21 protein-coding genes and 1 tRNA gene are annotated in these 21049 nt (G+C 61.7%); 15 read left to right on the forward strand and 7 right to left on the reverse strand.

The features are described 5' to 3' along the window. Positions 1-46: 46 nt before the first annotated feature. Positions 47-445 (reverse strand): MAPEG family protein, encoded by a 399-nt coding sequence (locus tag HMPREF9695_RS08460; RefSeq protein WP_006020424.1) that lies wholly within the window; start codon positions 443-445, stop codon positions 47-49. A 156-nt stretch (positions 446-601) separates the two neighbouring features. Next, on the reverse strand, positions 602-2419 hold the full coding sequence (locus HMPREF9695_RS08465) for a PHA/PHB synthase family protein (RefSeq protein ID WP_006020425.1): 1818 nt from the start codon (positions 2417-2419) through the stop codon (positions 602-604). Positions 2420-2689: 270 nt separating this feature from the next. On the opposite strand from HMPREF9695_RS08465, the gene HMPREF9695_RS08470 reads away from it, so the two are divergent. From HMPREF9695_RS08470 to recJ, 7 genes are all read left to right on the forward strand, one after another. Further along, entirely contained in the window at positions 2690-2989 is a 300-nt protein-coding gene (locus tag HMPREF9695_RS08470) for a hypothetical protein (RefSeq protein ID WP_245258731.1), read from the forward strand. Between the two features lie 248 nt (positions 2990-3237). After that, positions 3238-4455, forward strand: coding sequence for an LL-diaminopimelate aminotransferase (locus HMPREF9695_RS08475; RefSeq protein ID WP_006020427.1), 1218 nt, complete (start codon positions 3238-3240; stop codon positions 4453-4455). An 83-nt stretch (positions 4456-4538) separates the two neighbouring features. Beyond that, positions 4539-5861: a homoserine dehydrogenase gene (locus HMPREF9695_RS08480; RefSeq protein WP_006020428.1), complete on the forward strand. Its 1323-nt coding sequence runs from the start codon at positions 4539-4541 to the stop codon at positions 5859-5861. A 54-nt stretch (positions 5862-5915) separates the two neighbouring features. After that, positions 5916-6914, forward strand: coding sequence for a class II fructose-bisphosphatase (glpX, locus tag HMPREF9695_RS08485; protein ID WP_006020429.1), 999 nt, complete (start codon positions 5916-5918; stop codon positions 6912-6914). A gap of 14 nt (positions 6915-6928) precedes the next feature. Then, positions 6929-7378, forward strand: coding sequence for a GNAT family N-acetyltransferase (locus HMPREF9695_RS08490; RefSeq protein ID WP_006020430.1), 450 nt, complete (start codon positions 6929-6931; stop codon positions 7376-7378). Between the two features lie 8 nt (positions 7379-7386). Next, positions 7387-8097, forward strand: a complete 711-nt coding sequence (locus tag HMPREF9695_RS08495) for a haloacid dehalogenase type II (RefSeq protein ID WP_006020431.1) — start codon at positions 7387-7389, stop codon at positions 8095-8097. A gap of 198 nt (positions 8098-8295) precedes the next feature. After that, positions 8296-10137: a single-stranded-DNA-specific exonuclease RecJ gene (gene recJ, locus HMPREF9695_RS08500; RefSeq protein WP_006020432.1), complete on the forward strand. Its 1842-nt coding sequence runs from the start codon at positions 8296-8298 to the stop codon at positions 10135-10137. Positions 10138-10140: 3 nt separating this feature from the next. Here recJ and HMPREF9695_RS08505 read toward each other — a convergent pair whose 3' ends face one another. From HMPREF9695_RS08505 to efp, 3 genes are all read right to left on the reverse strand, one after another. Next, positions 10141-11379 (reverse strand): lytic murein transglycosylase, encoded by a 1239-nt coding sequence (locus HMPREF9695_RS08505; RefSeq protein ID WP_024919174.1) that lies wholly within the window; start codon positions 11377-11379, stop codon positions 10141-10143. A 117-nt stretch (positions 11380-11496) separates the two neighbouring features. Then, positions 11497-13209 carry a peptidoglycan DD-metalloendopeptidase family protein gene (locus HMPREF9695_RS08510; protein ID WP_006020434.1) on the reverse strand — a complete coding sequence of 571 codons (1713 nt, stop codon included), beginning with the start codon at positions 13207-13209 and terminating at the stop codon, positions 11497-11499. 22 nt (positions 13210-13231) lie between these two features. Further along, positions 13232-13798, reverse strand: coding sequence for an elongation factor P (efp, locus tag HMPREF9695_RS08515; protein ID WP_006020435.1), 567 nt, complete (start codon positions 13796-13798; stop codon positions 13232-13234). Between the two features lie 138 nt (positions 13799-13936). On the opposite strand from efp, the gene epmA reads away from it, so the two are divergent. The 4 genes from epmA to HMPREF9695_RS08535 are packed head-to-tail and all read left to right on the forward strand — an operon-like array spanning position 13937 to position 16545. Continuing rightward, a complete protein-coding gene (epmA, locus tag HMPREF9695_RS08520) occupies positions 13937-14989 on the forward strand; it encodes an EF-P lysine aminoacylase EpmA (RefSeq protein ID WP_006020436.1) in 1053 nt (350 codons plus the stop codon). After that, complete coding sequence (locus tag HMPREF9695_RS08525) at positions 14986-16053, forward strand: lysine-2,3-aminomutase-like protein (protein ID WP_006020437.1); 1068 nt, start codon at positions 14986-14988, stop codon at positions 16051-16053. Before epmA ends, HMPREF9695_RS08525 begins: the two co-directional genes overlap by 4 nt. Next, positions 16054-16251 carry a hypothetical protein gene (locus tag HMPREF9695_RS08530; protein WP_006020438.1) on the forward strand — a complete coding sequence of 66 codons (198 nt, stop codon included), beginning with the start codon at positions 16054-16056 and terminating at the stop codon, positions 16249-16251. It begins immediately after the preceding gene. A 42-nt stretch (positions 16252-16293) separates the two neighbouring features. Continuing rightward, positions 16294-16545 carry a hypothetical protein gene (locus tag HMPREF9695_RS08535; protein WP_006020439.1) on the forward strand — a complete coding sequence of 84 codons (252 nt, stop codon included), beginning with the start codon at positions 16294-16296 and terminating at the stop codon, positions 16543-16545. Between the two features lie 19 nt (positions 16546-16564). Here HMPREF9695_RS08535 and HMPREF9695_RS08540 read toward each other — a convergent pair whose 3' ends face one another. Then, the gene (locus tag HMPREF9695_RS08540; RefSeq protein WP_006020440.1) at positions 16565-17137 is read right to left on the reverse strand and encodes an HdeD family acid-resistance protein; all 573 of its coding nucleotides are present in this window, start codon (positions 17135-17137) and stop codon (positions 16565-16567) included. Positions 17138-17225: 88 nt separating this feature from the next. Continuing rightward, the gene (locus tag HMPREF9695_RS08545) at positions 17226-17999 is read right to left on the reverse strand and encodes a cyclase family protein (RefSeq protein WP_006020441.1); all 774 of its coding nucleotides are present in this window, start codon (positions 17997-17999) and stop codon (positions 17226-17228) included. A gap of 210 nt (positions 18000-18209) precedes the next feature. Here HMPREF9695_RS08545 and HMPREF9695_RS08550 point away from each other — a divergent pair. The 4 genes from HMPREF9695_RS08550 (at position 18210) to paaB (ending at position 21020) form a co-directional block, all read left to right on the forward strand. Continuing rightward, positions 18210-18284 (forward strand) — tRNA-Glu (locus HMPREF9695_RS08550). 490 nt (positions 18285-18774) lie between these two features. Further along, positions 18775-19668, forward strand: coding sequence for a phenylacetic acid degradation operon negative regulatory protein PaaX (gene paaX, locus HMPREF9695_RS08560; RefSeq protein WP_006020442.1), 894 nt, complete (start codon positions 18775-18777; stop codon positions 19666-19668). 55 nt (positions 19669-19723) lie between these two features. Continuing rightward, positions 19724-20716 (forward strand): 1,2-phenylacetyl-CoA epoxidase subunit PaaA, encoded by a 993-nt coding sequence (paaA, locus tag HMPREF9695_RS08565; protein ID WP_006020443.1) that lies wholly within the window; start codon positions 19724-19726, stop codon positions 20714-20716. A gap of 16 nt (positions 20717-20732) precedes the next feature. Next, positions 20733-21020: a 1,2-phenylacetyl-CoA epoxidase subunit PaaB gene (paaB, locus tag HMPREF9695_RS08570; protein ID WP_006020444.1), complete on the forward strand. Its 288-nt coding sequence runs from the start codon at positions 20733-20735 to the stop codon at positions 21018-21020. Positions 21021-21049: the final 29 nt, after the last annotated feature.

Below are 21049 nucleotides of genomic sequence, written 5' to 3' on the forward strand. Positions count from 1 at the left end.
GGGACGGCGATGAGCCGTCCCTTTTGTTTGTCTCGTCGGATTCGGATCAGAGGATCTTGAAGATCGCGAGCGCCAGCATGGCCTGGGCTGCAAAGCCGATCAGGAATGCCAGGGTGCGCAAAACAGGCACGCCGAGCGTATAAACGATGAGATGGGCGACGCGCGACCAGAAGTAGACGGCGCACGCAAGCACGGTCCATTTGCTCGAATAATCGATGGCATTGAGGATCAGGACCAGCGGGGCGAACACCACGAGGTTCTCGACGGCATTGTCATGTGCAAAGAGCAGACGGTTCGCCCATTCGGCGAGCGGCTTGTCGTTGCGCGACGGATTTGCCATTGCGCCGCCCAGGCCACGCACCTGGCAGCGGTTGAGAACGTAGGGCACCCAGAGCAGGCCGGTGAAAATAACGGTCAGCGTCAGCCAGAACAGTTCACGTGTCATCGACGTTTGTCCTTCCAATCTTGCAAGGCCTGCCCGGAGGCGGGTGGAAATGCTTTCACCGTCCCGTCATGGTACGGGGCGAGTCGACGAAGCAAATAACGTGTGAAGTCATAGACGATTGGCGATGCAAGGCCAACGTCGGGGCAGGCGTTATGCTCAGGCGCGGACCCGGACATAGCTTCCCGGAGCGTCTTCAATGGCTTCCAGAGGTCCGCTGCCGGGAATGCGGGCGGGGACCTGCTCGGCGTCAATCGTCTCGAGCCACGAGCGCCAGTCCGGCCACCACGATCCCTTGTGCTCCTGTGCATCCTTGAGCCAGTCGGCGAGGGTGATGTCGCCAATGCGGTCATTGGTCCAGTACTGGTACTTGCCCAGTTCCGGCGGGTTGACCACGCCCGCGATATGACCGGAGCCGGCGAGCACGTATTTGACCGGGCCGCCGAAGAACTGTGAACCGTAGAGCACGGATTCGGCCGGCGCGATGTGGTCCTCTTTGGTGGCGAGATTGTAGACCGGCACCTTCACCTTGGAGAGATCGAGCTGCGTATTGTCGATGGTCATGGAGCCGGTGGACAGGCGGTTCTCCAGATAGCAGTTGCGAAGATAGAAGGAGTGGTTCGCCGCCGGCATGCGGGTGGCATCCGAATTCCAGTGCAGCAGGTCGAACGCCGCAGGCTCCTTGCCCTTAAGATAATTGCTGACCACGTACGACCAGATCAGATCGTTCGAACGAAGCATGTTGAAGGCCATCGCCATCTTGCTGCCTTCGAGCACCCCAGCCCTGTTCATGTCGCGTTCGAGACTTGAAATCTGGCTCTCGTCGACGAACACCAGCAGATCGCCAGCATGGGTGAAATCGACCTGCGCGGCCAGGAAGGTCGCCGAAGTCACGCGCACCTGACGCTTTTCCGCAAGCCATGCCAGCGTCGTTGCGAGCAGCGTGCCGCCGACGCAATAGCCCATGGTGTGGACACGCATTTCGCCGGTGGCCTTCTCGATGACGTCCATCGCCGTCAGCGGGCCTTCGCGCATGTAGTCCTCGAAGGTCTTGCCGCCGAGCTTCTTGTCGGGGTTGACCCATGAGATCAGGAATACGGTGACGCCCTGATTGACGCACCACTGGACGAACGACTTCTGCGGGTTGAGATCAAGAATATAAAACTTGTTGATCCACGGCGGCACGATGAGCAGTGGCGTGCGGAGAACGGTTTCGGTCGTCGGCGTGTACTGAATGAGCTGCATCACCTCATTCTGATAGATCACCTTGCCGGGCGTCAGCGCGAGGTCTTTGCCGATCTCCAGATTGGCCGCCGACTGGCGGATTTTGAGCGTTCCGTTTCCGGCTTCGATATCCTCCGCGAGCATTGTCATTCCGCGAACGAGATTGTCCGCGTTGCTCGCAAGTGTCTGGCGCAATACTTCCGGATTGGTCAGCACGAAGTTGGACGGCGAAATCGCGTTCGTGACCTGCTGAACGTAGAATTCCGCCTTCTTGCGGGTATGCGGATCCAGACCATCGGCGTTCTTGACCAGATCGTTGGCGCACTGCGTGGTCAGCAGATAGGCCTGCATCACGAAATCGAAAAACTGGTTCGATTTCCACTCGGGGTCCTGGAAGCGCTTGTCACGCGGCGAGGGATCGGCAGCGCGTGTCGTCGTCTCCCCTGAGAGGCGGCGTGCGGCGCTGGTCAACAGATCCAGGTAAGCCTTGCCCAGCTTCGCCTGAACGCTGGCAGCGCGGTCTTTGTCGGAGAGCCAGTACTCCGCCACGGACGTGAACGTCTTCACCAGCTCATTCAGCTCGCCGGGCGGACGATCCTTGGCTTCCCCGTTTTCGCGAGGCTTCAGATAAGCGGAGAGGGCGCGGCCGCTTGATTCAAGAGCACGCGCAAGATTTGCGGAGAAGGCTTCCGGATCGAAGCTTTTCGCGGCGCCGGAGTCTCCAGACTTGGTGCTTAGCAGAGTGTCACTCATCGCTTGCTTCTAAACTCTTGTTTCAAACCGCGAACGCTGTGAGTTCGCATCATCATCATGGCATAGTTCGGATGCGCCCGCTGATTTGCATGTGCTGCGCTGCGACATGATTAATACTTCGGTCATATTAGGGCCTCATGAACGCGATCTGCTTCGCTGCGGCTGTTGGTCGGGAGTTAACGCTTTCTGCCGATGTCGAGTTCAGATCGCCTGCGCATTTTGCAGAGCAGGAATCGTGCCGCTTTAAATCAAGGGGACGTGACAATTTCTGTGCGACGCCACACGCATCCGGTTCGGCGGTGGCCGGCTTTGGCCGGTGTGCTGTTGCTCGGCATTGTGCTGGGCGGTTGTGCATCCACGATCGCCGACGCGCCTCTGGTGGGATTGCCGGCCAACACACCGGCACGGCCTGCGACCCCGGCTGAGTACCTGCCCGTGCATGATGTTCCAGCGCCACGGCAAGAGACGGTGCTGGATCAGGCCCAGCAGGACAAACTGGAGAAGGATTTGCTCGCAGCCCGCGACAGGCAGACGGCCGGCGCCAAGGCTGCTCAGCGCCGCAGCAACTAGGGCCCTAAATCCGAGGTTTGCGTCCAGGAATTGCGCCTCGCCGCAACCGCCGGTTGGTGCTAAAAAGACCACGATTCAATCGCAAAAATGCAAATTCTGGTGCGGGTCATCCCGCATTGCGTTCGAATCCGCGTAATATGCTGAAATTCCGTGTCTTCTAACCGCCGTGCCGAATTCCACTTCGGTACAAAACACGTTACTAATCTCGTCGTTATTCGCCGGTTTTACCGGCTCCCGGAGCCCGACCCATGGAAGAGTTTTACCGTATCCGCCGTCTGCCGCCTTACGTATTCGAGCAAGTCAACCGGGCCAAGGCGGCCGCGCGGAACGCCGGGGCCGATATCATCGACCTTGGCATGGGAAATCCGGACCTCCCGACCCCTCCGCATGTCATCGAAAAGCTCAAGGAAACCCTCGGTAAGCCGCGGACGGACCGGTATTCGGCGTCGAAGGGCATTACGGGCCTGCGCCGCGCGCAGGCTGCCTATTACGAGCGCCGTTTCGGCGTGAAACTTAATCCGGAAACCCAGGTCGTTGCGACGCTCGGTTCCAAGGAAGGCTTCGCCAACGTCGCGCAGGCGATCACGTCACCCGGTGACGTGGTGCTGGTGCCGAACCCGAGTTATCCGATCCATGCCTTCGGCTTCCTGATGGCGGGCGGTGTGGTTCGCTCTGTTCCCGCCGAACCGACCCCGGAACTGTTCAGCGCACTCGAGAAGGCGATCGTTCACTCGATCCCCAAGCCGATCGCGATGATCGCGTGTTATCCGTCGAACCCGACGGCGTATGTCGCGTCGCTTGATTTCTACAAGGACCTGGTCGCGTTCGCGAAGAAGCACGAGATCTTCATTCTGTCCGATCTGGCCTATGCGGAACTGTATTTCGACGGCGTGCCGCCGCCATCCGTTTTGCAGGTGCCGGGCGCGATCGATGTCACCGTCGAATTCACCTCGATGTCGAAGACGTTCTCGATGGCCGGCTGGCGTATGGGTTTTGCCGTCGGCAATGAGCGGATCATCGCAGCTTTGACGCGCGTGAAATCGTATCTCGACTACGGTGCGTTCACACCGGTCCAGGTCGCGGCGACCGCAGCGTTGAACGGTCCGCAGGATTGCATCAAGGAAATGCGCGACACCTACCGCAAGCGCCGCGACGTGCTGGTGGAAACCTTCGGCCGTGCGGGCTGGGATATTCCGCCGCCGGCGGCGTCGATGTTCGCCTGGGCGCCGTTGCCGGAGAAATTCCGGGAGGTCGGCAGCATGCAGTTCGCGACCCTGATGGTGGAAAAATCCGGCGTCGTCGTATCGCCGGGCGTTGCCTTCGGCGAGCACGGCGAGGGCTATGTCCGCATCGCGATGGTGGAAAACGAGCAGCGTATTCGCCAGGCAGCCCGCAATATCCGGCGCTTCCTTGAAACTGGCGTTGAATCGTTGCACAACGTGGTTCCGCTCGCCAATCGGCGGTAGGCACGATCCCGAAAAGTGGCCCCCGGTTTTCGGACCAGATCATGCCTAGTTAACTCAAGTTTTTCCGGCAGGTTTTCAGCAAGATGGTCGCACCCCTCAAGGTGGGTATTGCGGGCCTCGGCACCGTGGGTGCCGAGGTAGTCCGCCTGATCGAAAGTCAGGGCAGGGCCTTGTCGGCGCGGTGTGGCCGTGGCGTCCGGGTTGTCGCGGTATCCGCTCGTTCTAAAGCCAAGAAGCGCGGTGTCGATCTGCGCGGGATCGAGTGGGCCAAGAACCCGCTGGCGCTGGCCAACGACCCGAAAATCGACTGCTTCGTTGAACTGATGGGAGGCTCCGGCGAGCCGGCTCTCTCCGCGATCGAAGCCGCACTGCGGAACGGAAAATCCGTCGTCACGGCGAACAAGGCGCTGATCGCCAGGCATGGTTCGCGCCTGGCTGCGCTTGCCGAAAAACACGGCGGCGCGTTGAACTATGAAGCTGCAGTCGGTGCGGCAATTCCCGTCATCAAGACGCTGCGCGAAGGCCTGGCCGGCACCGGCATCAATCGCGTCTACGGCATTCTCAACGGCACGTGCAACTACATCCTGACGCGGATGGAACGCGAGGGATTGTCGTTCGCGGAGTGCCTCAAGGATGCGCAGCGGCTCGGATACGCCGAAGCCAATCCGTCGTTCGACGTCGATGGCCATGATACCGCACAGAAGCTTGCCATTCTCGCCAGCCTCGCATTCGGCACCAAGGTCAATCAGAGCGCGGTCTACGTCGAAGGCATTTCATCCATTGCGCCGGAAGATCTGCGCGCGGCTGAAGAACTCGGATACCGGGTAAAATTGCTCGGCGTTGCGGTGCGCACTGAATCCGGCATTGAGCAGCGCGTGCATCCCACCATGGTGCCGAAGTCGTCGTCGATTGCGCAGGTCATGGACGTCACGAATGCTGTGACCATCGACGGCGAGGGCATTCCGCCGATCACGCTGGTGGGGCCGGGCGCCGGTGGCGCTGCGACTGCATCTGCCGTGCTGGCCGATATTGCGGACGTGGCGCGCGGCATTCGCGCGGCACCTTTCGGACGGCCGATCGAAAAGCTGAAAACGACGACCAAGGCACCGATGAAGCGTCACGAGGGCGGCTATTACATTCGCCTGATGGCGCGCGATCTCGCCGGAACCGCCGCGACCATCGCGACACGCCTTGCCGAGCAGAAAATTTCCATTGAATCGATCGTGCAGCGTCATCCAGACGGCGCAGTCGAGCCGGTAAATACGCGCGGCAAACCATCGCCAGTGCCGGTCATTCTCATTACTTACGCAACCACCGAGGATGCAGTGCGCCAGGCGTTGCATGCCGTCCAGCAAGATCGGGTTATAACCGGCCGTCCGCAGGTCATCCGCATCGAAAAGAACTGATAGGGTCCGGTCCGCCGGGTCCATCGCCACGTCTGTTGTCTTGGGAGTTAGCCTATGTCCGTTACGATTTCCGTTCCGCCGCAGCTTCTGCTGGAACGCATTCTCACACTCGAAATCGTGCGCGTGACTGAGCGTGCCGCGGTGTCTGCTGCTCGTCTCCGGGGCCACGGCAACGAAAAGGCCGCCGACCAGGCCGCGGTGGACGCGATGCGCCGCGAGCTCAACAAGATTCCAATCCAGGGCACCGTCGTGATCGGCGAGGGCGAGCGCGACGAAGCCCCGATGCTGTTCATCGGCGAGAAGGTCGGCTCCGATGCAGGTCCCGAAGTCGATATCGCGGTAGATCCGCTCGAAGGCACCACGCTGTGTGCCAAGAACATGCCGGGCGCCATTGCGACCATGGCGATGGCGGAAGGCGGCACGCTGCTGAACGCACCGGACGTCTACATGCAGAAAATCGCGGTTGGTCCGGGCTATCCGAAACATGTCGTCGATCTCGACGCGCCGCCGGCCGAAAACATCCGCCGTCTTGCCCGCGCCAAGGATGTGCATCCATCGGCGATCACTGCGCTGGTGCTGGACCGTCCGCGTCACGCCGACATCATCAATGCGATCCGGTCGACCGGCGCTGCGGTTCGCCTGATCACCGACGGCGACGTCGCCGGCGTGATCCACACCGCCGATCCGGAGAACACCGGCGTCGATATCTACATGGGCACCGGTGGCGCGCCGGAAGGCGTGCTGGCTGCTGCGGCGCTCCGCTGCATCGGCGGCCAGATGCAGTGCCGTCTCATTCTCGACACCGACGAGAAGCGCGAACGCGCGATGAAGATGGGCATCAAGGACCTCAACATGGTCTATGGCATCGAGGACATGGCGCGCGGCGACTGCCTGTTCGCGGCAACCGGCGTCACCGATGGTTCGCTGCTCTCTGGCGTCAAGTTCCGCAAGAACGTGATCGAGACTGAAACCGTCGTGATGCGCTCGGTGACCGGCACGGTTCGCATCATCAAGGGCGAGCATCGCCAGTTCGAGAAATTCCACCTCGACTAAGCTAAGGAAATCCCATGACCGAGCGCGTTGTCATCCGGCCGCTTCGCGTGGATGAGCGCGAGGCGTGGGAGCCGCTCTGGCAGGGCTATCTCAAGTTCTACAAGGCCTCTGTTCCGGCCGAGACAACGGCTGTGACATGGCAGAGGTTTCACGATGACGCCGAGCCGATGTATGTGCTCGGCGCGTTTGTCGATGGCAAGCTGACCGGCATTGTCCATTTCCTGTACCATCGCTCATGCTGGACGGTCGGCAACTACTGCTATCTCCAGGACCTTTTCGTGAACGAGGGCGCGCGTGGCCACGGCGTGGGCCGCAAGCTGATTGAGGCCGTCTACGATAAGGCCAAAGCCGCAGGCGCGAGCAGGGTGCACTGGCTGACCCAGTTCGAGAATGCGCGCGCACAAATCCTCTACGATGAAGTCGCTGACCGGTCGGGCTTCATGCAATACCGCAAGATTTTCTGAGAGGTCCGATGTCCGAGATCAAGGCGCTGCTGTTCGATGTCTTTGGCACCGTGGTCGACTGGCGGACCAGTCTGATCGATAATTTCACCGCATGGGGCCAAGCGAAGGGTCTCAAGGGCGACTGGACTGCGCTGGTCGACGGCTGGCGCGCCGCGTACATGCCGTCGATGGACGAGGTCCGCAAGCATCCCGAGCGCGGCTTCGTGATCCTCGATGACCTGCAGCGGCAGTCGATCGAGCCGCTGGCGGCGAAGCTCGGCATCACAGGACTGACGTCAGCCGACTTCGACTACCTCACACGCGGCTGGCACAGCCTCAATCCATGGCCGGACAGCGTCGGCGGCCTGACGCGGCTGAAGAGGAAATTCATCATAAGTCCTTTGTCCAACGGCAATGTCGCGCTGCTGACCAACATGGCGAAGCACGCGGGATTGCCGTGGGACCTCGTGCTGAGCGCCGAGGTGTTCGGCCACTACAAGCCCGACCGCGAGGCCTATCTGGGCGCGGCGAAGATTCTTGGCCTGACGCCAGGTGAGGTGATGCTCGTGGCCGCGCACAACAACGATCTCGAGGCGGCGCAGTCATTCGGCCTAAAGACCGCATTCGTTCCGCGCTTGACGGAGTACGGTCCGCACCAGAACCGCGATTTCAAGGCCGACGGCAACTGGGATTACGTGGTCAAGGACTTAAACGATCTGGCGGACAAGCTCGGCTGCTAGAAAATGCGTCGCCCTTCGAGGCCCATAGCTGTTCGAAGAACGGCGTTCTTTCGAACGCCTATTGCTTTGCGACGGTTCCTCTGGGTGACGGCAACAACATGAGACGTCATCCTGAGGTGCGAGCACTTGCGAGCCTCGAAGGATGACAGCGACGAATCATTGAACGCTGACGCTTCGTGCTTACCTGCGGAAAGCATCATGACGCTCCCTGCATCCGCATTGCCAGTCGAGACGATCCCCGCCTTCCTCGGCGTGAACCAGTCTGCGACCGGCCGCGTGTGGCGCGACCGGCTCGATCCGCGCGGGGCGGCAAGGGCGCTCGCCATTGCGCAGCGCTATCAGGTGCCCGAAATGCTGGCGCGGATCATCGCGGGCCGCGGCATCGACATCGACGCCGTCGAGGACTTTCTCGATCCGACCATCCGCAAGCTGCTGCCCGATCCCTTGACTGTGACGGAGATGGAAGCTGCGGCCAAGCGCATTGCCGACGCTGCGGCGCGCGGCGAGAAGGTCGCGATCTTCGGCGACTACGACGTGGACGGCGCGACCTCCGCTGCGCTGCTGACCTGGCATCTGCGCCATTGCGGGCTCGATCCGCTGATCCACATTCCCGATCGCATCTTCGAGGGGTATGGCCCCAATGTCGAAGCCGTGCGCGGCCTCGCCAACAGGGGCGCGACACTGCTGGTTACGGTCGATTGCGGCACCACCAGCATCGAACCGCTGGCGGAAGCCAAGCGTCTCGGCATGGACGTGGTGGTGATCGACCATCACCAGTGCGGTGACGAACTTCCGGTTGTCGATGCATTGGTCAATCCGAACCGCCCCGACGACCTGTCGGGCCTCGGACATCTCGCCGCCGTCGGTCTCGTGTTCGTCACACTGGTTGCGGTGAACCGTGAATTGCGCGCCCGCAATTTCTGGAGCGACGTTCGGCCCGAACCAAATCTGCTTGACGCGCTTCATCATGTGGCGCTCGGCACCGTTGCCGATGTTGCAGCGCTGACCGGCCTCAACCGCGCCTTCGTCGCCAAGGGGCTGATCGCCCTGCGCCGCCGGGATCATGTCGGGCACACCGCGCTGATGGATGTGGCGCGGCTGAGCGGCCCACCGGAGGCGTGGCACCTTGGTTTCATGCTCGGGCCGCGCATCAATGCCGGCGGCCGCATCGGGCAGGCGGACCTCGGCGTGAGGCTGCTTCTGGAAGGCGATATTTCGGAAGCCGCGCGGATTGCCGCCGAACTCGATCGCCTCAACACCGAACGTCGCGTCATCGAGCAGATGGCCGAGGCGCAGGCCGAGGCCGAGGCGCTGGCGTCGCTTGGTCTCGACGACAAAGGTTCGGTGATCGTAACTGCGTCCGAGGGCTGGCATCCGGGCGTGGTCGGTCTTGTGGCGTCGCGACTGAAAGAGAAGTTTTCACGTCCCGCATTCGCCATCGCGCTGGAGCCGGGCGGGATCGGCACCGGATCGGGCCGCTCCATTCCGGGCGTCGATCTCGGCAAGGTGGTGCGCGAAGCGGTGCACGAGGGAATTCTTCTGAAAGGCGGCGGCCACGCCATGGCGGCGGGCGTGACGCTGAAGAAAGAACGGCTGGCGGAATTCCGCGCTTTCGTGGAATCCAAGCTTGCGGCGACGGTCGCAGACGCACGGCATGCCAACGAGTTGTTCATCGATGGTGCGGTCAGTGCGCGGGCGGTGACCACGGATTTCGTCGCCACCATGAACCGCGCCGGTCCTTTCGGCGCGGGCAATCCGGAGCCGCTGATCGCACTGCCATCACATCAACTGGTTTTCGCGGATGAGGTCGGGCAGGCGCATCTGCGCCTGCGTTTCAAGTCGGGCGATGGCGCATTCGTCAACGGGATTGCGTTTCGCTCCATCGGCCAGAAGCTAGGCAATGCGCTGATCGAAAATCGAGGTCAGATGCTGCATGTGGCGGGATCGCTCACCGTCGACCGCTGGCAGGGCTCCGAGCGCGTGCAGATGCGTGTGACGGATGTGGCCGTGCCTGATCCGGGGCCTGCGGTGATCCGGTAGGACTCACGATCCCTGCCGCAGCCGTGCCAACACCTTCAATCCGGCATAGCCGTCCGCGGGCAGCAGTCCCACCTTGGTCTGGAAATCCTTCACCGCCTTCATGGTGTCGTTGCCGACGCGGCCATCGGTGCCGCCGGTATCGAAGCCTGCGTTGGTGAGACGTGTCTGCACTTCCTGCACCTCGGCGAGTGTCAGCGCGCGCTCCGATCCGGGGAAGGGCTGGATGAACGGTCCCGCCCCGAGAATGCGGTCGCCGAGATGTACGATGGCGAGCGCGTAGTTCATCGACGGATTGTAGCTCTTCACCGCATAGAAGTTCGGGCCCAGCAGGAAAGCCGGACCACCTTGCACCGGTATCCACAATTGCGCGGAATCGTTGGGACGCGGGAACGGCTGGCCGTCGGCCCGGGTCACGCCAGCCGCCGCCCATTGCGCGTAACTCTTTTTGCCGCTGCCGCCGGTCGCGCCCTTGACCTCATAGCCCCAGTGCTCGCCGCGACGATACTTGCCGCGGTTGACGAGATAGCGCGCACTGGAGCCGAGGGCATCGTCCGGCTTGCCGAACGGTGAAACGCGGCCATCGCCGTCATAGTCGAAGCCGACATTGAGCCAGACTTCCGGCATCCACTGGGTATGACCCATTGCGCCGGCCCATGAGCCGCGCATTTCCTCCGGCGTGCTCCAGTGCTTGTCGACGATGCGCAGCGCGTTGATCAGTTCCGTTTCCCAATAGGCCTTGCGACGAGGCTCGTTCCACGCCAGCGCGGCGAGCGAAGGAAATACCGGCCGCATATGGTTCTGCTGCACCAGCGGATCGCCGTACGCCGTCTCGACGCCCCACAGCGCCAGCAGCGTGCCACGTTCGACGCCAAAGTCCTTTTCGATCCGGGCAAACAGCGCACTGTTTTTCTGAAGCGCGACCTTTCCGGCAGACAGACGCCAGTCCGAAACACGGCGGTTGATGTATTGCCAGAGCTGTTCGTTGAACTCCGGCTGCTTGCGCATCTTTTCGAACACGCTCATGTCCGGCTCGATCCGGGCGAGACAGCGGATATACGTGCCCTCGGAAATGCCGCGTGCCAGCGCGCGAGCGCGGAATCCTTCGCGCCATTGATCGAATCCGGGGGGCGTAGCGGCGAGTGCGCGAGTGGAACTCGCCATCAGTGCACCTGCGCCGAGCGCGGAACCGAGCAAGGTTCGTCGTGTGAGGGCGGGCGTGTTCCGAGAATCTTTTTGCGTCATGCAGCCAGTCTAGCGCGGCTTTGGTAGCTGGGCCAAAGGCCATTGTGCCGCGGATTCTGTCTGGGCATGATCTTGTCCGAAAACCGGTTCCCACTTTTCGGGACCATGCCTTCGTACCTAACGGCCTTCGCCTTCCTTTATGACGTGTGCGGGGAGATCCGCAGGCGGCAGGGCGTGCGCCATCGCAGGCGCTTCTGGTGGCGGCTGGATGTATTCGCGGCCACGGCCGCCGATCAGGCGCTCGTAGGAGGAAATCAGCGTGACGTAGGGGTTGACCCAAAGCCAGCCATCGCGCGTGAACACCTGCACGTCGAAATGCAGATGGTTTGTCGTTCCGCCGGGGCGATCCTGGTAGTTCGAGACCACGCCGATCTTTTCGCCTTCGGTGACGCGCCGTCCGTGAAGGACGCCATCGGCATCGAGGCGGGCCGGGTTCATGTGCATGTAACGAAAACGGATATGTTCATTGCGCGAGTTCACCAGCAGGAACGCAGCCTGCTGCCTGGGCGACCTCATCAACACACCGTCGCGAACTGCAACTGTCGCGAACAGGTCGGGGATGCACCGATCCGCGCCATCGTTGCGCAAGTGGCAGGACGACGGGCGGATATCCTGTCCCTGGTGACCCATTCCGTTGGCGCACTGTCCGACTTCGAAATCGCGCGTCTCGCAAAAGTTGTCCTGCCAGGGATAGCTGTAATTTTCCTTGGCGGATTCATCGAACACCAGCGGCTTGTCATTGCGCTTGCAGCGGTACTGGTCGCCCTTGGTCGGCGCGAATGAGACCCGCCCTGTGAGGTTGCAGTCTCCCCAGTTCATGAAGGACTGGGAGTTGGCGAATGCCGGACCCTTCTCGATTGGAAAACGGATCTGAGAATAAACAGTAAGGTCCTCGTGGCCGCCTTGCCCGCGATAGCCGCTGTTGGCGATGATCTCGCCCGGCGGCCGATAGGTGAAATCCGCCGAGTATTCGATCGGACGCTCCGACGCATATGAGGCGATGTTCGAGCGCGGATCGCGGGGCGTGCCGCCCGCCACCCGCAAGGCCTTGAGGAACCGTTCGGCGACCGGCGAGGCTTCGCGGCAGGAGAGGCGTCTGCCGCGTGCAACGCCGTCGTGACACTGGATCGAAACCACATAGGGGACGCCGAAGCGCGTGAACGCATAGCGCACATAGCCTTCGCGGATCACGCGGCGGAGGTTCGGATATTGCGTGGCCAGCGCCTTGACCGGCTCGCCTTTCCCAGCGAGCGGATCCTTGATGTCGTAGATCAGCAGCGATCCCGTGATCTGAACCTCGACGGGCTCCAGATACGTCCGTGACGGCATATTGTCGCCCGCGCCGCGGTCCAGCAAAAAGACAGCGTCGTAGCCGGCCGATCCGGCCTCGAACATGCTCGCCGCTCTGAACCCGGCTTGATACCGCGGGATAAGGAGGTTGATCGCGCCGCTCTGGCGATCAGAAAGATAAAGCGCGCTATCGAACGGCAACAGCACCGGGACGGGGCTGAGTTCAATCCCGGAGAAAATCGGCGACGTCACCGCATTGATCTGCGAGATCGCCGTGATGCGCTGCGCGTTGAATTGGGATGGCTGATTTCGGGAGGGGAAGTTGAAATTGTCGACAGCCAAAGGCTGTGAATCGATCTCGGCCCTGAGCTGACTGACGGTCGCGGGCCAGTCCGGGGTGACGACCGAAATCGCCGGTGTTTTGAATTCGGCCGCGCGCGCAGGCTGAACGAGGAGGAGCAGCGAGGCAACGAACAGAGAAAAGCACCAGAGCTTCGCCGATGCGTTTCGTCTGCCTGTTACTGCCTCCGCTCCCCTCAATACATCCTCGCGAGATCTGCCCTTAGTCCTTGGCGCGCTCGACGTAAGAACCGTCTTCCGTCAGGACGACGATGCGCGTTCCCGTGCCGATGTGCGGAGGAACGCCGGTGCGGACGCCATTGGAAAGGATCGCGGGCTTGTAAGACGAGGAGGCGGTCTGCCCCTTGGTCACCGGCTCGGTCTCGACGACCTCAAGGGTGACGCGCTGCGGCAGCACGATCGCGACAGCATTGCCCTCGAAGATCGAAAGCTTCACAGTCATGTTTTCCTGCAGATACGGCGCCTGCGTGCCAACGACGTCCTTCGACACCAGGAGCTGATCGTAGTTTTCGTTGTTCATGAAATGGAAGCCGTCGCCGTCTTCGTAGAGATAGTTGAAGTCGCGGTCTTCGACGAACGCGCGCTCGACCTGATCGGTGGTCTTGTAGCGCTCGGAGACCTTGGTGCCGTCGCTGATTCGGCGCATTTCGATCTGGCTGACCGGGGTTCCCTTGCCGGGATGGATGTTCTCCGCGCTCAGAACGACATATAGCTTGCCGTCCTGCTCAATGATGTTGCCCTTGCGGATCGAACTGGCGATGACTTTCACAGATAGGTTTCCTAATGTTCAGGGCCGGTGGCGGCGCCGATACGGCGCTTCGGGGTCCGGCAAGGCAGTTTCGGGCTGCAACATACTCATCTGGACCGGTAAAGCCAGCATTTTGCTGCGGAATCGGGCTTTTCGCCCATGAGTATAGACCAGGAATCCTCGCCCTGGTGGACACCCGGCCGCCATATCGACCGGAAGCCGTTTTTACAGGCGCGGACCGCGATTTCCCGTGCCTTGCGGGACTGGTTCGAGGACGAGGGATTCGTCGAGGTCGAAACCGGAATCCTCCAGAAATCGCCCGGGAACGAGACCCATCTCCATGCCCCGGCAGCCGATCTGACCTCGGCATCCGGCAAGAAGTCGACTTACTTCCTGCGGACTTCACCTGAATTCGCCTGCAAGAAACTGCTTGCAGCGGGAGAGAAACAGATCGTGGAATTCGCCCGGGTGTTCCGGGATCGCGAGCGCGGGCCGCTGCATCTGACGGAATTCACGATGCTGGAATGGTACCGCGCTAATGAAGGCTATGAAGCGGTCATGGCCGATACGGTGGTTGCCATTGCGCATGCCGCTCAGACCACCGGGATCGGGACGTTCTCCTTCAGGGGAAAAGCCGCCGATCCGTTTGCCGAACCTGATCTGCTCACCGTCGCCGATGCGTTTACCCGTTTTGCCTCTATCGATCTGCTTGCAACGATTCCGGATGGACGAGCCGATCGCGAGGCGCTGGCGGCAGCGGCCGCGAGCCGTGTCCGCGTCACCTATGACGACACCTGGTCTGACATCTTCAGCAAGGTCCTGGTCGAGCATGTCGAACCAAACCTGGGGCAGGGCCGTTTGACAATTCTCTACGAGTACCCTGCACCGGAGTCCGCGCTGGCGCGCGCCAAGCCGTCCGATCCGCGCGTTGCGGAACGTTTCGAAGTTTATGCCTGCGGTGTTGAGCTTGCCAACGGCTTCGGCGAACTGATCGATGCGCAGGAGCAGCGCGCGCGCTTCACCGCGTCGATGGACGAGAAGGAGCGCCGCTACGGCGAACGCTATCCGCTCGATGAGGAGTTTCTCGCCGCGATAGCACAGATGCCGGAGGCCTGCGGCGTGGCGCTGGGCTTCGATCGCTTAGTGATGTTGGCGAGCGGGGCGACCCGGATCGATCAGGTGGTGTGGACGCCGATGGGAGGCGAGGCATGACCGGTCGTGCCGGAACACTTCGGACGCCGGCCGAGCTGATCGCGCGGGGGCTTGCTGCGCAAGATAGTCTGCCTGACCTTGAGCAGGTCGCCGCGCGTTACGCCGTGGCGGTCACGCCGGATGTCGCGGCGCTGATTGATGCGTCGGACCCGAACGATCCTATCGCGCGCCAATATGTTCCATCCGCCGACGAACTGGTCACGCTTCCGAGCGAGAACGCCGATCCGATCGGGGACCATACGCATTCGCCGGTCCGCGGCATCGTGCATCGCTATCCCGATCGCGTGCTGTTCAAGCTGGTGCATGTCTGCGCGGTGTACTGCCGGTTCTGCTTCCGCCGCGAAATGGTGGGACCGGGGAAGGAGACCGCTCTTTCCGACGATGTTTATTCAAAGGCGCTGGATTATATCCGGACCCATCCCGAAATATGGGAAGTGATCCTGACCGGCGGCGACCCGCTGATGCTGTCGGCGCGGCGGCTCAAGGAAGTCATGACCGACCTCGCCGCCATCGATCATGTCAGGATCATTCGGATTCACACCCGCGTGCCGGTCGCCGATCCCGCCCGGGTCACTGACGAGACCGTCGATGCGCTGAAGTTGATGGGCGCGACGACATGGGTCGCCCTGCACGCCAATCATCCGCGTGAACTGACGGGGGATGCACGCACTGCCTGTGCGCGAATGATCGACGCCGGCATCCCGATGGTGAGCCAGTCAGTGCTGCTGCGCGGTGTGAACGACAATGCTGCGACGCTGGAGGCGCTGATGCGCAGCTTCGTCGAATGCCGCATCAAGCCGTATTACCTGCATCACGGCGATCTTGCGCCGGGTACGGCTCACCTCCGAACCACGCTTGAGGAAGGGCAAAGGCTGATGCTGTCGCTGCGGGGGCGTGTGTCAGGCCTGTGCCAGCCCGATTATGTGCTCGATATTCCCGGCGGTCATGGCAAGGCGCCGATAGGACCACAATATCTGTCACAGACGGGTGAAGACGGGCACGACCGGCGGTATCGCGTCGTGGATTACTGCGGCGACGTGCACCTTTATCCGCCACCGGAATAGATGACTGAGCCCGAACCTCCCGAAAACGACGGCCATCGCGGCGTTGAAAACGCTGTGATGCTCGGCTTTTTCGTCGTGCTGGTCACCGCAGGTATCTGGCTGCTCGGATCGATGGCGGATATCCGCAAGACGCAGGATTGTGCGGCGCAGGGCAGACGTAACTGCGCAACGATAGAAAATCCCTCTCATTCCCGGTAGACTACACCCACGCTGAGGAATCGTTACTGGTGGAGGTGTGATATGAGGAAATCCATCCCGATCGCCATGATGGTGTTGCTGTTGGCGGCGTCAGGCGTAATGGCTCAGAGCAAAAGCGGGACGACGACCGGTCCCTCCGCGACAACGAACTCGGGCAGCATTCCCCCGGCACCCGTCGGACATCGTCAGCCGCGTGCGAGCGATGTGCCTTCCAATCAGGAAAAGAACTACACCGAGTCCGCTGAGGACAAGGCGCTCGATCGCAAGATCAAGAGCATTTGCAGAGGCTGCTAAATTCAGCAGCCTCTGGGCATCACATATTTTTCGCCGCGAGCGCCATCCCGATCAGGGACGTGCCGCCGAAGACAAGATTGATGCCGACCAGCAATCCGATCGCCCATGCGGCTGAACCGGGAAGCCCGGCAATGATCAGCGCGGCGACCACCAGATCGACGATACCCGACATCAGCAGCCATCCCCAGCGCCCGGACAATTCCTTCCGGTGGGCGAGGGCGTACATGATGGTGGTGATGCCTTCGGCGATGAAGTAGGCGCTGACCACGAGCGTCAGCGTCAGCGTCCCGGCGACGGGCTGAACGATCAGGATAATGCCCGCGGCAAGTGCGAGGATCGCCGAGAGCAGTGACCACCAGAAGCCGGGCATGTCGCGCGTGGTGAACGTCAGGTAGAGGCCTACTGCGCCGCTGATCAGGAACAGCCAGCCAAGGAAGATCGTAACCGCGATGCTGGCAAGAAGCGGGATCGCAATCGCCGCCATTCCCAAAATCACCAGCACGATGCCTTCGATCAGGAAGGCTTTCCAGTTTGCCTTGACTGCTTCTCGCATCTGCGTTTGGAGCCGGGCGACATCCTGAGGCATCGTCATCGATGATCTCCATTTCGTGATCCGGCACAGCCGGCTCGCCTAAGACTAGTCCTGCGGCGGGCTGGTTGTTAAGAGCTTTTCGTTCCAATCAATCCAGAATGGCGACAGCGCGGGTCCATCCGGCGGACGCGCGCTCGATCTTCACCGGGAAGCAAGACACAGTGAATCCCGTTGAGGGCAATTGTTCCAAATTGTGAAGTTTCTCGATGTGGCAATAGCCGATGTGACGGCCGGCCTTGTGGCCTTCCCAGATCAGGCTCGCATCCTTCGTCTCGGCATATTTCTTTGCGGTATAGACGAACGGGGCGTCCCAGCTCCAGCCGTCTATGCCGGTGAGGCGCACACCGCGCTCCAGGAGATACATCGTCGCCTCATAACCCATCCCGCAACCTGACGTGACGTAATCCTGCTGTCCGTACTTCACACCGGCGCTGGTGTTGACCACGACGATCTCGAGCGGCTTCAGGGTATGTCCGATGCGCTTCAGCTCATTTTCGACATCGGCTGCGGTCGCGACATAGCCGTTGGGGAGGTGCCGGAAGTCGAGTTTGACGCCTGGCTGGAAACACCACTCCAGCGGCACCTCGTCGATGGTCCATGAGCGCTCGCCGCGGTTCATCGTCGGATGGAAGTGATAGGGCGCGTCGAGATGGGTGCCGTTGTGCGTCGAGAGGTTGACCTGTTCGACCGCCCAGCCCTGACCGTCGGGGAGGTCTTCCTTCTTGAGGCCGTCGAAGAAGGACAGCATGCGCGGCAACCCCTGCTGATGGTCGATGTACTGGATGGTCGGATGACCGCCTGGAGGGTCCGCCGGCACGTCGTTCTGGAGGGGGACGGAAATATCGATCAGCTTGCGGGTCATGGTCTGGCTCCGGCGGCCTTGCCGGAGGTCCCGGCAGGCTTTTGGCCGAGTGTGCATGAAGTTGCGCACACCGCTCAAGCGGGGTATCTCGCGGCTTGCCGCAGCCGCGAAACGCCATTATACGTTCCCCCGCGTCGGCCAGCTTGCCTTGAGGTTTGCGGCCCGGCGCTCGCCCCAGCACTTCTAACCTGTTGGTTTTGCGCGACTAATGCTCCCTTCGTCTATCGGTTAGGACGCCACCCTTTCACGGTGGAGAGAGCGGTTCGATTCCGCTAGGGAGCGCCATCTGCCCAGCCATCAACTGCCCTATGAATTCTGCCATTGCGCGGAACCCTTTTGCGATGCTCGCCATTGTCCCTTGCAGGGAGGCTTCATTGGAGGCTGCGATGGCTGACCATTGGCAACAAATCCATACAAGTCCGGCAGACCACATTGGCAGCCCGGGTCTTGAGGACGCTGCCTATGTTGCTAGCTGGGCGCTGAGTTGCGCTGCGTTTTTAGGCGTCGTTCTGCTGGTTTGGCATTTCCACGTCTGAGCGTCCCGGAGCGCCACACAAGGGTGCGCAGCACCGCTGCCTGCGATGAAGCGTGCCCGGGTTTGCCCGCATTCCTGTCTGTTTGATCCTAAGATTCTGGATGAGGTCCCTCATCCATTTTATCGACGATGAACTGCAAGCCGCTCCTCATACGAGGTGGCTTGGCGGGCGCGGCATGTCATTCATGGTCTTCGGATCGGGGCTCGCCCGCTGGACGGAATGCACTATGCTGCGCCTCCATGAGTCACCCTTCGCTTTCCCGTATTGTCAGCCGGTTCAAGCGCGAGCCTTCGCGCACCGGCTCTCTCATCATCACGTTCTATGGCGACGCCATCCTGCCCCGGGGCGGATCGGTGTGGCTTGGAACGCTGCTTCAGTTTCTGAACATGCTGGGGACCGACGGTGGCGTGGTCCGCACCGCGGTGTCCCGGCTTGCTGCTGACGGCTGGCTGGATCGGGACAAGGCGGGCCGCAAGAGTTTCTACAAACTCGCAAAGAGTGGCCGCGAGCGTTTCGAAGCGGCTGTCGAGCACGTCTACAATCCGCATCCGTCGAATTGGGCAGGGCGCTTCGAGCTTCTGCTGATTGGCAACGGTGCCGATCGCGAGGCGTCGCGGGCGGCATTGACCGAGGCCGGTTTTGGAAGCCCGATGCCGGGCGTGTGGGTTGCGCCATCGGATGTGCCGGTGCCGTCGATTGCCGAAGGTGCGATCCGGCTGGAGGTATCGGCTGACGACGCGATGGGGCGGCAACTCGCGGCCGCGAGTTGGTCGCTGGAACGGACCGCGGAATCGTATCGCGAGTTCGTGAAGACCTTCGCACCGCTCGAAGGCTGGATCGGCGGTGCTGACAAGGTCGCTCCCGCGGACGCCATCCTCGCGCGGATCCTGCTGATCCATCACTACCGGCGGGTGATCCTGCGCGATCCGTTGCTTCCGGCAGGCCTGTTGCCGCCGGCATGGCCGGCCCTTGAGGCGCGCGAGCTTTGTGCGCGGCTTTATCAAGCCCTTCTGCCGCCATCAGAATCCTGGCTAGACGAGCACGGCGAGAGCGTGACGGGTTCCTTGCCTTCGCCGGGGCCGGAACTTGGCCGCCGGTTCTCGGATGTGCGGAGCGATATGTTACAGAAATAGCTTGCGTCTTATATTTTTTGTTATATGTTGGAGCTGTCTCCCGGGAGGAACGGCGATGTACACGCAAGCGCTCAACGCATCGGAAGCTGAAGTCGTTCACGTCGAAGACGCGGAACGTGCCGCGCATTTCCAGGCCCGCATCGATGCCGACGACCGGATTGAGCCGAACGACTGGATGCCTGCCGCGTATCGCAAGACGCTGACGCGCCAGATTTCCCAGCACGCCCATTCGGAAATTGTTGGCATGCTGCCGGAAGGCAACTGGATCACCCGTGCGCCGACGCTGCGCCGCAAGGCCGCGCTGCTGGCCAAGGTGCAGGACGAGTGCGGTCACGGGCTCTATCTCTATGCCGCCGCTGAAACGCTTGGCTCCTCGCGCGAGGAGCTTGTCGATGCGATGCTGAGCGGCAAGGCGAAGTACTCCTCGATTTTCAATTATCCGACGCCGACCTGGGCCGACATTGGCGCGATCGGCTGGCTGGTTGATGGCGCAGCCATCATGAACCAGATTCCGTTGTGCCGCTGTTCGTACGGTCCCTATGCGCGCGCGATGATCCGCGTCTGCAAGGAGGAGTCGTTCCATCAGCGCCAGGGCTACGAAATCATGCTCACGCTGTCGCGCGGCACCGAAGAGCAGAAGGCCATGGCGCAGGACGCGCTGAATCGCTGGTGGTGGCCGTGCCTGATGATGTTCGGCCCGCCGGACAGTCAGAGCCAGCACAGCGACCAGTCGACGGCCTGGAAGATCAAGCGGTTCTCAAACGACGATCTGCGCCAGAAGTTCATCGATGCGACCGTGCCGCAAGCCCATTATCTCGGCCTCACGATTCCCGATGCGGACCTCAAGTGGAACGAGGAGACGAAGCACTGGGAATACGGCGCAATCGATTGGGACGAATTCAGGCAGGTGCTCTCGGGAAACGGCCCGTGCAACCGCGACCGCATGGCCGCGCGCCGCAAGGCGCACGAGGAGGGCGCGTGGGTGCGTGAGGCTGCTGCCGCCTATGCGGAGAAGCAACAGACGCGCCGCACTGCGGTTGCGGCGTAATCGGCTGGAGGCTGTCATGACCACTCAGAACACCCAGCTTTGGGAAGTTTTCATCCGCAGCCGTAACGGCCTCGCGCACAAGCACGTCGGCTCTCTGCATGCAGCGGATGCGACGCTGGCGCTTCAGGCCGCGCGCGACATCTACACACGCCGCGGCGAGGGGCTGTCGATCTGGATCGTGCCGTCGAATGCGATCATCGCGTCCGACCCGTCCGAGAAGGGCATGATGTTCGAGCCGGCGATGTCGAAGATTTATCGCCATCCGACCTTCTACGACGTGCCCGACGAAGTCGGGCATATGTGATTTGCGCTCACTCGTCATTCCGGGGCGCG

Origin of the sequence: Afipia broomeae ATCC 49717, from assembly GCF_000314675.2 — a bacterium.
Taxonomy (GTDB): Bacteria; Pseudomonadota; Alphaproteobacteria; order Rhizobiales; family Xanthobacteraceae; genus Afipia; species Afipia broomeae.